Origin of the sequence: Paenibacillus sp. ov031 (assembly GCF_900143165.1) — a bacterium.
GTDB classification, from domain to species: Bacteria; Bacillota; Bacilli; order Paenibacillales; family Paenibacillaceae; genus Paenibacillus; species Paenibacillus marchantiae.
The window spans coordinates 134,385-147,757 of the sequence record NZ_FRDO01000008.1 but is presented as its reverse complement, the minus strand read 5'-3'; the positions used below and the strand labels follow the sequence as shown (position 1 = coordinate 147,757).

Sequence of the window (13,373 nt, the reverse complement as noted above, 5' to 3'; positions counted from 1 at the left end):
GAGCCGGAAGAATGCTCCGGCGCTTTGTGCAGCGGCGGCACTCCTCGTGCATGCCAAGGGAGGGAATGCCGTGAGAGTAGCAAAACGCAGCGACTTGGGCAGGAAGAAGACACTGGGCGGTCATGCCGGCTCCTTGTACGTATCTGTGGGAGTGCAGCCCAAAGCAAGTTCGAATCACGAATGGGGAAACCAAGGTGCGAAGCAGGGGAATGTGGAACTCGCAGGAATAGAGCGCAAGCTTCTTGCAGAACCGAAAGGCAAAGCCAGCGGGCGCACCGGCGCAAGACGTGGTGCGAGCGCTGGATCACGAACCAAAACGGGAGCGAAAACAGGCGAAGGGCGTGGCATTGCAGGCACCCGCGTGAAAGCAGGCGAGCGTACAGGCGTGAGCCGTGGCCGTAAAGGGGCGCGAGCCAAAACGGGCATGCGCGCAGTTGCAGGCCGCAGGCATGCTGCGCCGCGGGGCGGGTGGGCCGCAGGCGCCCGCGCCAAACAGCGCACGGCTGCGCAGCGTGCGCCCGGGCCAGCACCACAAGCCAGCACGCCACAGGCGCTGCCTGCCAGCGGTGCTGGCCCCGCCCCGCCGCAAGCGACACACCGACACGGTGGTGTCGCCCCCGCGGGGCGGGAAAGCGCTGCCGCGCATGCTGGCAGCGCAAGGGCAATGGCGCCTGCGCAGCCGGCAGCAGCGCCCGAGAGCGGCTACGCCGAGGGCTTCCGCGACGGCGTGTTCGCGGGCGGGGAGGCGCTGGTGGCGCAGCACATCCCGCCCGATCATATTCTGCCTGCCGTGGCGGCGGCAGATCTGATCGAGGCGGGATTCCGCCAATATGCGCCCACCCTAACCCGGCTGGCCAGCCCTCATGAGATGGCTGTCCATATCCAGGGGGCGCTGGATGCGCAGCGCCCCCTGTCTGTCGTTCGCCTCGGAGATGGCGAACTGCTGACCCTGGCAGCCGATACGGTGCTGCCCGGCGAGCAAGTGCAGGAGCTGGCACCGTTTCTGCCTTATGCAGGGGTGCCACGCTCCACCCCAGACATCCGCGCTGAGCTCGCGGAAGCCATTCGCGGCGCGGATTGGATCGGTGTCCCCATCTCGCGTGCGCCTACTTTTCAGGGACTTTTATTTCCAGTATTGCGCCATTTCGGCATTGACTGGTCCCGTCTGAATCTGACCAGTTCCACGATTAACTACAGCCTGCATCATTCGGGTCTGTTGTTGCCTGTGGTACAGGGGCGCCGGGTGCTGCTGATTGGAAGCCAAGCTGCAGAGCTCGGGGCGTTGTTGAACGGCCACGGGGTGCAAGTGACAGGCATTATAGGAACAGTGGATGGTGTTGTGGATATCCCGAGAGTGATGCAGCAGACTGCGGAGCATTCGTTCGATATCGCTCTGGTAGCAGCGGGAATTCCGGCCGTCATTCTGTGCCGCCGAATCGCTGGTGAACTGGGGCGGGTTGCCATAGATTTTGGACATTTGGCTGACAAATTGGTTACAGGAGAGCTTCATCTCTAATGGACGATCTGGTGCGACGTTCATCGTAACGCGCATTTGGATGAGGGGAAATGGAGGAAGCAACATGAGCACATCAGGCAGACGTTCAAAACAGCGGAAAGCATCATCATCCGAAACCGTTGTTTTGCATGCAGCTCGAAGCCGGAGTGGAGGGAAGATTAGACGCCAAGGCTCAGGCAAACGGGCAGCCAAGAACGCAAAACTGTATAAGCAGGGCTACCATAGAGGCTATGATGAGGGCGTACGACAAGGGGAAAGCTCATTCGGGCTGGTATTCGAAGGCGTAAGCATTATTATTCCGACGTACAACCAGCGCGAATATGTCCTGCAATGTGTGTCCAGTATTGAAAAGCATACACCGGCCCCCTTTGAAATTATTGTTGTGGATAACGCATCCAAGGATGGCACGGCGGAAGCCGTGCTTCGCAAAGGTGGCATGGTAAGGGTCGCTGCGCTGGATAAGAATCGTGGTTTTGCCGGCGGTGTCAATCATGGACTGATGATGGCGAGGGGGCGACATATCGTCGTGCTGAACAACGATACACTGGTCACCCCGGGCTGGTTGGAAAACATGATGACCTGTCTTGACAGTCATCCCGAGATGGGAGTTGTGGGTCCGGTTACAAATTACATCGGCGGAGATCAGCAGATTGAAGTCCCATACAGTGATGTGGATGACATGTGGTCTTTTGCTGCCCGACATAATCGCCCGGATGCCACGAAACATCGGGAGACCGACAGGCTGGTCGGATTTTGCTGGCTGTTCTCACGGGAATTGCTTGAGCGGGTAGGTTATCTTGATGAAGGTTACGCCGTGGGCAATTTTGAAGATGACGACTGGATCATTCGGGCGAAGCTGGCGGGATACAGGCTGGGGGTAGCCGGAGATGCCTTCATACATCACTACGGAAGTGTAAGCATGAAGGCGCTGGGAGAACAGGATTATGAAGTCGTAAATAAGGATAACGAACAGTTTTATACTCAAAAATGGGGAGATCCCCATGCGTTGGTTGCCGATACTTCTCGGCTCTCGTTGCGTGCCAAGGTGTCGACCAGTCAGCAGGAGAACAAGACACCCCTGGGCAAGACAGACACCCCTGACCTGCGACAGCGCATTTCCACTAAGGGCAGCAGCGATGTAACTCATAAGCTGAGACGGAGTACGGACTTTTACCCGGAGGGTTGTTTCATCTCTGATATCAAGGGCGATGTTTATCGACTGATGCGTGGACAGCGACGTAAGCTGAATATCCCGGTTCCACGCGGCATTTCTCCTGTTTTGGTTGCAAAACCGGATCTGCTCGGCGTACCCGCAGGTGAGCCGCTGGTATCTGCGGGTGAGGTACAGGGCTGGCCCCTGGAAAGAAGTCATGTTCATGCTCAATCCGTTCAGAGCAACCGGGATGCGCTGGAGGAAGGCATGATTGTTGCCGCGACGAATGAAAGGGATACATGGTACCAGATTAGTGGCAATAAACGCAGGAGGTTTGCAACCCCTTATGCTGCGGAACGGTGGGGAGTGCAATTCGGGCATATCGTTCATGTATCTGCGAACCAATTGCGTACGATCGAAGAAGGCTGGCCCATTATAGCTCCTCCCCAGCTCTTGAACGAAGATTTGTAATGACCGGGTTCGGCTGCCTTGTATATCGGCACGACAGCATGATGCGGAATGTGATGTAAAGCGTATCGCTATACATCTGTCCGCATCCGAACTATACATATATCACGAATCACGAAATGAAACGATAGAGAGATTAGCAAATTACTTTTCCACGAGCATTTTGTATAAACTCCAAGAGCGTCATCCGAACATTTTCAACATGGTTAGGGATGCGTTCAAGGGATAATGGGAGCTCTTGCAGAGCTCTTTTCAAATTTAAAATTTAATCTTTCTATCCTCTTATAGGTTTATTCTATTGGAAGATCCATTGACGCTTGAAGAGGTGAGGAGTACATTTATAGCCATAATTCTTATTTAACAGATAGGAATTAATGGTCTGGGTGGTAATCCATCCTGATCTGACAATGAATCAATCAGGAGGTATGCCGATGTCTTCTACATCGAAAAAAGTAGTGCTCTGGAGCAAAACAGGCTGTCATTTCTGCGGAGAGGTTAAGGCATTCCTAACGGCCCGCAACCAGCCTTTTGAGAACATCGAAGTGCAAGGGAACGATGTGCTGAGGGACGTGCTTGAAGCCAAATATGGCATTCGACATGTACCTGTCATTGAGGTGGGTGGAGACGGCAAGTATGAAGCATTGCTGGAGCCCGATCTGGAGAAACTGGCGGAACTTCTCGCTCAGCCTGATGAAGCAGCAGTCTGACCGGACGTGGCGGATTTCTTGATAAAGCAGTTTCCGGCTGCTAAAGGCTGACATATCAGTGTGCAGCAGTCGGGGACTTTTATAAGCTCTAATCCATCCTCTTATTCAGATATCCAATCCTTATATAGAAAAGTTCTATAAGCAACGCTGTTGACCGATGTGCGGGGCAGTGATAAGATTTGTGAAATTAAAGCTGACCAAACTCATAGGAATAGTTAACTTTTGAATTTTCTTCATTCGTAATCCATATCAGATCGGAATTTAGAAATTTCTTGATATATCCTAATCCAAGGAAGGCGGAATGTAATATGACGGCTCAGCGCAGTTTGAAATTTGGAGCGATTGTCCACGGTGTCGGAGGTAGCATGACGACTTGGAGACACCCGGAGATTCAATCGGATGCCAGTGTGAATTTTGAATTTTACAAACGCCAAACGTTGAAGGCAGAAGAAGGCAAATTCGATCTCGTTTTTATCGCTGACGGTCTTTATATTACCGAGAAATCCATACCTCACTTCTTGAATCGATTTGAGCCAATCAGTTTGTTGTCCGCCCTGGCCGCCATTACGTCACGAATCGGTCTGGTTGGAACACTTTCCACCTCCTATAGTGATCCATTCACAGTTGCCAGACAGTTCGGTTCCCTTGATCTGATCAGTAATGGCCGCGCTGGTTGGAACGTGGTTACATCCCCGCTTGAAGGCTCAGCCAAAAACTACAGTAAAAGCAACCATCCTACCCACCCGGAACGTTACCGGATTGCAACGGAATATTTGCAGGTGACCAAGGGCTTGTGGGATTCGTGGGAAGACGATGCTTTTGTAAGAGACAAAGAAAGCGGCGTTTTCTTCGATCCATCCAAGCTGCACACACTCAATCATGAAGGAGAGTTCTTCTCCGTACAGGGTCCACTTAACATTGCACGTTCAAAGCAGGGGCAGCCGGTTATTTTCCAGGCAGGTTCTTCAGAAGATGGCAAGACCCTTGCTGCCAAAGAAGCGGATGCTGTTTTCACAGGACATGATTCAATTGAGGATGCACAGGCCTTCTACAAAGATGTCAAAACCCGCGCAACAACCTATGGACGTTCCACACAGGATATCGTCATTTTGCCAGGGATCAATCCAATTATCGGACGGACAGAAGAAGAAGCAGAACAGAAATATCAGGAGATTGCCAGCCTGGTCACTATCGATAAAGCGCTGGATTACCTGGGACGTTTCTTCGAGCATCATGACTTCTCCCAGTATCCGCTGGATGAACCATTCCCTGAATTGAATGGCATCGGTAGCAACAGCTTCCGTAGTGGTACGGACAAAATCAAGCGGGATGCCAAAGAGCAAGGATTGACGCTGCGTGAAGTAGCCCTGCGGGCAGCAACACCGAAGAGCAAATTCCTTGGTACACCGGAGCAGGTGGCTGACAAGATCCAGGAATGGTTCGAAGCCGAAGCGGCGGATGGATTCATTATTCATTCCGAACTGCCAAGTGGATTGGCCGATTTTGTGGAACTGGTTGTTCCGATTCTGCAAGAGCGTGGCATCTATCGCACCGAATATGAGCATGACACATTGCGTGGCAATCTCGGTGTGAAAATTCCGGTGAATCGTTACACGGCTGCCCGGGAGCAAGTTGGAACCGAGGCTTGAGAAACAATTAGATAGCTGAAGTTCGGCAGTAGTCTAGGAATGGTATCCGGATGAAATATTCGGATTGCATATGCGGAAGGTGCCGAATGATGACCTAAAACCAAGTTAACGGATAGGTTATGTTGATAAAAAATCTATAATTCATTAATTCAATGAATCAATGACACCTGTATACACAGAGGGGGAAGCTATATGAACAGGTCTATCTCATGGATGAAATATATGGCATTGGCGGCAGTATTGGTGCTGGTATTATCCGGTTGCGGAGCGGCAGGTAACTCGAACAGTGCAGTTCAGGCTTCCGGTGGGGAGCAGGCGGCTGGGCAAGCAGAAGGTGGGAATCTAACCTACGCACTCGCCACATCGCCGGATACGCTGGACCCACATCGAAGTGGCCTTGCAGTAACCGTACGTGCGATCCGAACGATCTATGACAATCTGGTGGTACAGCTGCCGGATGGTTCCATTAAACCTTGGCTCGCCAAGGAGTGGAGTGTATCGGAGGATGGCAAAAGTTATACGTTTAAACTGCGTGAAGATGTGAAGTTCCATGATGGCACACCATTTAACGCGGAAGCCGTGAAGTTCAATCTGGATCGGGTAATCGATCCGGCCACCAAAGCCGCCAATTCCCTTGCCCTGATTAGACCTTATAGCTCCTCGGAGGTCATTGATGAATACACCATTAAGGTAAATCTGGAACAACCTTCGCAAGCTTTTCTCGGTAACTTGAGTCAGGCCTTGCTAGGAATCGTATCACCTACAGCCGCCAAGAAATATGGGGATCAACTGGGTAAAAATCCTGTGGGGACCGGTCCGTATACCTTTGTGAAATGGGATGAAAATGCGGATATCGTTGTCGCCAAAAACAAGGATTACAACTGGGCTCCCGCAACTGTTGAAAACGAAGGTGCCCCGCATATTGATACGATTACGTTCAAAATTGTACCGGAAGAAGCAACGCGTATCGGCAGTGTTCAGAGTAAGCAAGTACTCGCAGCGGAGACTGTTCCGCCGCAAAATATTGCTGCCCTGAAGAACGATCCGAACCAGCAATTGCTTCAAGCCAATACCGTTGGTTTGCCGTATACTCTCTTCTTCAATCTGCGCAAAGCGCCTTGGGATGATGTGAAAGTCAGACAGGCGGTGCAATCTGCAGTTGATGTGGAGTCCATCGTGAAGACACTGTATCTGGGCAACTACGAACGCGCGTGGTCTGCACTGTCTCCGGGAATCCTCGGTTATGATACTTCTCTGGAAGGAAGTATCAATCCGGATATCAACAAGGCCAATCAGCTGCTTGATGAGCAAGGTTGGGTCAAGGGAGCAGATGGCATTCGTGAAAAAGATGGTAAGAAGCTGACCCTGCATTATGTGGACGGTTCGCCGAACCGGGAGAAGCGTAACGACATTGCAGCGATTATTCAGCAGCAACTCAAGCAGGTGGGTATAGCTGTTGAGGTTGAAATTACGAAGGACGTTGCTACGGTCATTTATCAGAACTGGGATTATGATCTCTATGGCAACAGCCAGGTCAATTCTGATCCGAATGCGCTCTATGCCTTCTATCATACGAGTGCAGAAGGTGAACGTCCGACTTTATCCGGTTTATCTGATCCGAAGATCGATAAACTGCTGGAACAGGGAGCGGTGGAGACTGATCCGGATAAACGCGTGGATATCTATAATCAGATTCAACAATATTTGATCGAGCAGGCTGTAATTTTGCCAATCTATGTGTTCCCTTATACGGTGGCTGCATCCAAGTCGGTGCAGGGCATCAAGTTTGATTCACTCGGTTATCCGTTGTTCAACGATGTTCGGATTCAGCCATAATACGAAACGTCAATTATGCAGACAGGAAGGAGACGACCCGGTATGGTTCAAACGATACTGACAAGACTTGCTACATCGCTTCTGGTTATTTTGGGAGCTTCGGTGTTGGTGTACTGCATCATGTATCTGCTGCCGGGTGATCCGGTCCTGCTTATGCTGGACCCGTCATCGGCAACACCCGAGATGATTCAGAATCTGCGGGTTCAGCTGGGTCTGGATCAGCCGTTTTACATCCAGTTTGCCAACTATTTCGGAGACATGCTGCGCGGCGATTTCGGCAAATCAATGATTAATTCCGACCCGGTGCTGCCCAAAATATTGGAACATTTCCCAGCCACACTGGCGCTGACCGCGCTCAGCTCAATCATAGCGATAACCATTGGTATTACGCTCGGCGTATTGTCTGCCATTCATCGTAATGGCGTGATTGATTTCATCGCCCGGCTCGTTGGATTGTTTGGCATCTCCATGCCCACCTTCTGGACCGGCATTCTGTTGATCCTGTTGTTCTCAGTTCAGCTCGGCTGGTTCCCGGCGATGGGCTCCGACGGATTCAGTTCATTGGTGCTTCCTGCTGCAACACTAGGCCTCGTCGGTGCGGGTTTCATCGTACGTATGGTGCGTAACAGCATGCTGGAAGTGGTAAACGAGCCGTTTATCGTAGCATTGCGAGCAAAAGGTCTTTCACAGCGAACCATCATGTACGGTCACGCGCTGCGTAATGCGCTGATTCCTGCGGTGACGGTCATCGGCATGTTGATTGGTGATTTGCTTGCAGGAACCGTCGTGGTGGAGACGGTCTTCTCCAGACAGGGCATAGGCAGAATCATCGCGGATGCGTTGATGGCCAAAGACCTGCCTGTTGTGCAGGGCGTAGTCTTTTTCACAGCAATTATCTATGTCGTGTTGAATTTACTGGTGGATATCTCTTATGCGTACATTGATCCCAGAGTTAGGCGTGCAGTCCGAACGTGAGGATGGATGGAACAGTCTGAAACATCTAAACGCGTAGTGAGGAAGGAGGAGTCTTATGAGCATGAAACCATTGGTGGGTGACGAAAAAGGTTGGACGGCCAGAACAGGGCGTTTACGCCTCTGGAGTCGCCGTCCCCTGCGTCAACGCGTCTCATTCACGGTATCCCGTTTATTCTTTTATGCAGCTTTGCTGGTCGTGGTGTTTACCGTCACTTGTGCAATCGTGCCGGGATGGATTGCACCTTATGATCCAACTCAGATGATGACGGATGCCATCCTGCAGGCTCCCTCTGCTGCGCACCTGTTTGGGACCGATTATTTTGGCAGGGATATCTTCAGTGTGGTTGTACATGGCAGCAGGGATTCACTGCTGATTGGATTTGCCTCGGTGCTGGTGGGTGGTCTTGTGGGCAGTGCTCTTGGCATTATTGCCGGCTATGCAGGAGGTGTTTTGGACACAATCACCATGCGTGCCGTCGATATTCTGATGGCTGTTCCAGGCGTGTTACTGGCATTATCCGTTGCGGCAGCGTTGGGACCTGGACTGCTTAACATTGCACTGGCTGTTGCGGTATCCTCCATTCCAGGATATGCACGGGTGATGCGTGGGCAGGTCATGTCCGTTAAAGGTTTGCCTTTTATTACAGCTACACGTTCACTTGGGGGCTCCAATGCCCGTATTTTCTGGAAGCATGTACTGCCTCATTCGTTGTCACCTTTGCTGGTTATGGCGACGCTGGGCGTGGGTACCTCCATTCTGACTGGCTCCGGGCTCAGCTTTCTCGGACTTGGCGTGTTGAAGGAAATTCCCGACTGGGGAGCGTTGCTCTCTCAAGGGAGAGGTTATCTGACGGTTGCCTGGTGGATCTGTACCTTCCCGGGACTGGCAATTACCATGTTTGTACTGGCGGTTAATCTGATTGGAGACGATATCCGCGATCGGCTGGACCCCAAAGTAAATGGAGCGGCTTGACCGCTATTCCAAGGAGGAATCATGATGTCACATGTCGTTATTATTGCCGGATCGCCTTCCAAACGTTCGCGTCTGACAGGCCTTACGGATTACAGCAGCAATAAATTAAGAGAGGCAGGCATTACCGTTGAGGTGATTCATGTAGCCGACCTGCCAGCGGAAGATCTGGTGCAGGCCAAGTTCGATAGCTCATTCATTCGGGATGCGCTCGCTGTTGTTGAAGCCGCGGATGCAGTCATCGTGGCAACACCGGTATACAAAGCATCGTACTCTGGCGTGCTGAAGCTGTTCCTGGATCTGATTCCACAGGAAGGACTGCGAGGCAAGCTGGCTCTTCCATTAGTCATCGGCGGCTCGATTGCCCATCTGCTCGCCATCGATTATGCATTGAAGCCTGTTCTGGCAGCACTTGGCGGAAGACATATTCTCGGCGGAGTATATGCAGTTGATCAGGGAATTGATCGACTTGATGACGGAAAATATGTGCTTTCGGCGGACATTACTACAAGATTGAATCGTTCCCTGGAAGAATTGATATTGACTCTGGAAAAGAATGGTATTACGATATCATAAAACCAAGTAAATTCATTGGATAAATAGATATAGATAACGTCTGCGGACGTGGATTCGGGGGGCGCTTATGAATATTGAGAACATTGAAGCATTTGTATACATCAATCATTACGGAAGCTTCAATAAGGCTGCCGAGGTACTCTTTTTGTCCCAACCTTCTGTCACCGCTCGTATTCAGTCCCTTGAACGTGAACTCGGCTGCAAATTGTTTGACCGTCTTGGCAAACAGATTGTGCTCACGGAAGAGGGGAGAAAGTTCCTTCCCTACGCCCAGCAGGTGCTGCAAGTGATTCAGAAGGGCAGACAGAAAATACAGCAACGCCGTACGACGCCCGATGCACTTCGACTCGGCAGTACGGTATCCGTATCTAACTATGTCATTCCCGACTTTCTGCCCAAAATCAAGGAAGCTTACCCTGAGGTGAACATCAAACTGACTACAGCGACGACGGACCAACTCGTCGCCAAGCTGCTGGGTCAGGAAATCGATCTTGCTTTTGTGCGGAAGGTCATGCATCCTGCGATCCGTACGGTTGCTTTTTATGAAGATCCAATCCAGTTATACGTGTACAAAGGGCATCCATTTATTGAACGCGGGCATGTCAGCATGGAGGCGATCAGGAATGAGCAGCTGGTCTTTTTTGAATGTGGTTCATTGGACTGGCTGCGCATTCACCGGGCCTTTGACTCGCTGGAGCACCCGCCGGATATTACATATCACGTTGATAATTCGGAAACGGCGAAGAAGCTGGTGAAGCAAGGAGCAGGTATTGCGTTTCTCCCAGGTCTGACAGTGCAAAAGGAAGTGCAGGATCAGGAGCTGTTTCCTATTCAGGTACATGAGGTTGCAGGTGTATCATTGCAGATCAGCGTCGTTACGTTAAAAGAAGAACATTCGCCTTTTGCAGAGCCTTTCGGGGAACTGCTGCGGCAGCTATAGAGACTTATTAACGGAAGTAAGAACGGATTTTAAAAAGTCAGGTTCGGCATGATCGAAGGAGGAGAATATGATGGGTATTCGTGTTGGCATATTAGATCAAACCCCGATCTATGAAGGGGAGACGCCGATTGATGCTTTTCGGCATACGATTGAATTGGTACAGCGGGCTGAACAGCTTGGATTTCATCGTTTCTGGGTATCGGAACATCATGATTCAGGTCATGTTGCCGGCTCCTCACCCGAGGTACTCATTTCCCACTTGCTGGCGCATACGGAGCGGATTCGTCTCGGTTCTGGCGGGGTGATGCTGCAACATTATAGTCCTTACAAAGTGGCAGAGAACTTCAATGTGCTTTCTGCGCTTGGTCCGGGGAGAATTGATCTGGGTATTGGACGTGCACCGGGAGGATTGCCCCGCTCCACGCAGGCACTACAGCAAGGGATTCAGGAGGCCGCTTCACTGAAAGAGAAAATCAATCAGGTGAAGCAGTTCATTCATAATGAACCGCATGAAGACGAAACACATCCTTTGGCCGGCTTGAGCGCTGCGCCGGTATCCGAAATCCCGGCCGAGCTATACGTGCTTGGAGCAAGTATCGATAGCGCAGGCATGGCGGCAGAATTGGGACTGCCTTATGTATTTTCATTGTTTATTAATAGCAATACGGAGGTTGCTCTGGAGGCTCTGCGAACTTATAGGGAACAATTCGACCGCTCACATGGACGGGAGCCATATGCCATCCTCGCTATATCATTGATTGTGGCGGAGAGTGCGGAAGAAGCCGAAGGACTGGCAAGTGAACACATGCTGGTCAAGATCCATCTGGAGAATGGCAAGGTATTGACGGTTGGTTCCGTGGAGCAGGCGGAAGAATTCGGACGGCAATCGAACGAGAAGTATCGGATCGAGATTCTGGAGCCAAGTGTGACGAGAGGTACGAAGGAAACGGTTGGTCCGACTCTGGCGAAGTTCCAGCAGGATTTTGCCGTGGATGAACTGATTGTTACCACAGCCACACGTGATTTTGCCAAGCGTATTCGTTCATTTGAACTGTTGCGTGAGGCGCTGGATGAGCAGGGACTGGGCGAATTTGCGCATGAGTCGACACCTGCGCAAGCGGTGATCGGTTAGGTATATACATGGTATAGAGCATACCTGTTGAAGTGACCCGTGTATTATATTAACCCATCTTACATGGCACATACGATGATAAAAGGAGGCAATGTCGTGAGTAGTGATCTGAAACAGCCTGAGCAACAGGCAGAGCAAGAAGAACAGAGCCGCAAGCATGAATTTTACGTTGGGCAGGATGAAGGATTTGCAGAGCACTTAACCGCGATTCGGCGACATTTGCATCGTAACCCCGAGCTATCCGGAGAGGAACGGGAAACGACAGAAGCTATTCGAGGCTGGTTGGTGGAGGAAGGGGTACGGATCGCAGATGAATATTCACTGCGAACGGGCCTTATCGCTGAAATTGGGCAGGGTAATGGCCCGGTAGTGGCCTTACGCGCAGATATTGATGCCCTGCCGATCCAGGAAGAAACGAAGCTGGAGTATGCCTCGCAAATCGCTGGCCGGATGCACGCCTGCGGTCATGATGCACACACCGCCATTCTGATCGGTGCTGCACGATTGTTGAAACAGCGAGAGTCCCGGCTGCCGGGCAAGATTCGTTTGATTTTCCAGCCTTCGGAGGAGAAGGCGACGGGGGCACGGCAGGTTATTCAGAGCGGAGCGCTATCCGAAGTTCAGTCTATTTTTGGGTTGCATAACAAACCGGATCTGCAGGTCGGTACGGTAGGTATCCGTGAAGGAGCGCTGCTTGCAGCGGCAGATGGTTTTGTGGTTAAAGTGGAGGGTATCGGAACCCATGCGGCAGTTCCGGAAGCGGGCATTGACCCGATTGTGGTGGCCTCTCATATTGTGACTGCATTACAGGCCATCGTGAGTCGTAATGTTGGAGCACAGGAGAGCGCCGTGATCAGTGTGACCAAAATTAACAGCGGCACCGCTTGGAACGTCATTCCCGAAGAAGCCATATTGGACGGCACCGTGCGTACCTTTGACGAGAAGGTGCGCGCCCGGATTCGCGAACGTTTCAACCAGGTGGTTGCCGGTGTCGCAGCAGCCTATGGGACACGGGCTACTGTGCGCTGGATTCAGGGACCACCTGCCGTAGTCAATGATGCATCATTGGCTGCTGCGGCTGAGCAGGTCGCGAGCGAAGTTGGATTGAACAGTATCCGGCCGATACCTTCCCCGGCTGGCGAAGATTTTTCCTTTTACCAAAAGGAGGTTCCGGGACTGTTCCTCTTCCTCGGAACGTCAGGCCCACACGAATGGCATCATCCTGCATTCGATGTGGACGAACGGGCACTGCCACTTGGCGCACATCTTCTGGCAGCGCTGGCTGAAGATTCACTGCAGAAATTGCAGTCAAACGGCGAGTAACCGATAACAGTTACGTGAATAAGTGATTAATTTAATGATTAATTAATAAGTTAATATGCTAATACAATAGCGAATGACGCAAAAAACGGTGACCTCAATCAGGTGACCGTTTTTTACTGTTTCCGTAT

The 13,373-nt window shown here is 51.4% G+C and carries 11 protein-coding genes; all 11 read left to right on the top strand.

What is annotated here, in order from left to right; all coding sequences use genetic code 11:
• Positions 1 to 751: 751 nt before the first annotated feature.
• The 11 genes from BUA17_RS26120 to BUA17_RS26070 all read left to right on the top strand — a co-directional run bounded on the left by BUA17_RS26120 (position 752) and on the right by BUA17_RS26070 (position 13,245).
• Entirely contained in the window at positions 752 to 1,516 is a 765-nt protein-coding gene (locus tag BUA17_RS26120) for a GT-D fold domain-containing protein (RefSeq protein WP_244552230.1), read from the top strand.
• A gap of 64 nt (positions 1,517 to 1,580) precedes the next feature.
• On the top strand, positions 1,581 to 3,140 hold the full coding sequence (locus BUA17_RS26115; RefSeq protein WP_170867949.1) for a glycosyltransferase family 2 protein: 1,560 nt from the start codon (positions 1,581 to 1,583) through the stop codon (positions 3,138 to 3,140).
• Between the two features lie 428 nt (positions 3,141 to 3,568).
• Positions 3,569 to 3,844: a glutaredoxin family protein gene (locus BUA17_RS26110; RefSeq protein ID WP_063566643.1), complete on the top strand. Its 276-nt coding sequence runs from the start codon at positions 3,569 to 3,571 to the stop codon at positions 3,842 to 3,844.
• 308 nt (positions 3,845 to 4,152) lie between these two features.
• On the top strand, positions 4,153 to 5,493 hold the full coding sequence (locus BUA17_RS26105) for an LLM class flavin-dependent oxidoreductase (RefSeq protein WP_072735456.1): 1,341 nt from the start codon (positions 4,153 to 4,155) through the stop codon (positions 5,491 to 5,493).
• Positions 5,494 to 5,685: 192 nt separating this feature from the next.
• Complete coding sequence (locus BUA17_RS26100; protein WP_063566645.1) at positions 5,686 to 7,329, top strand: ABC transporter substrate-binding protein; 1,644 nt, start codon at positions 5,686 to 5,688, stop codon at positions 7,327 to 7,329.
• Positions 7,330 to 7,371: 42 nt separating this feature from the next.
• The gene (locus BUA17_RS26095) at positions 7,372 to 8,304 is read left to right on the top strand and encodes an ABC transporter permease (RefSeq protein ID WP_062324145.1); all 933 of its coding nucleotides are present in this window, start codon (positions 7,372 to 7,374) and stop codon (positions 8,302 to 8,304) included.
• 55 nt (positions 8,305 to 8,359) lie between these two features.
• The gene (locus BUA17_RS26090; protein WP_170867948.1) at positions 8,360 to 9,277 is read left to right on the top strand and encodes an ABC transporter permease; all 918 of its coding nucleotides are present in this window, start codon (positions 8,360 to 8,362) and stop codon (positions 9,275 to 9,277) included.
• A gap of 24 nt (positions 9,278 to 9,301) precedes the next feature.
• A complete protein-coding gene (gene ssuE, locus BUA17_RS26085) occupies positions 9,302 to 9,850 on the top strand; it encodes an NADPH-dependent FMN reductase (RefSeq protein WP_072735455.1) in 549 nt (182 codons plus the stop codon).
• A gap of 67 nt (positions 9,851 to 9,917) precedes the next feature.
• Positions 9,918 to 10,790 carry a LysR family transcriptional regulator gene (locus BUA17_RS26080; RefSeq protein WP_063566647.1) on the top strand — a complete coding sequence of 291 codons (873 nt, stop codon included), beginning with the start codon at positions 9,918 to 9,920 and terminating at the stop codon, positions 10,788 to 10,790.
• A gap of 70 nt (positions 10,791 to 10,860) precedes the next feature.
• On the top strand, positions 10,861 to 11,922 hold the full coding sequence (locus BUA17_RS26075) for an LLM class flavin-dependent oxidoreductase (RefSeq protein WP_072735454.1): 1,062 nt from the start codon (positions 10,861 to 10,863) through the stop codon (positions 11,920 to 11,922).
• A gap of 207 nt (positions 11,923 to 12,129) precedes the next feature.
• Positions 12,130 to 13,245 (top strand): amidohydrolase, encoded by a 1,116-nt coding sequence (locus BUA17_RS26070; protein WP_072735530.1) that lies wholly within the window; start codon positions 12,130 to 12,132, stop codon positions 13,243 to 13,245.
• Positions 13,246 to 13,373 lie beyond the last annotated feature (128 nt).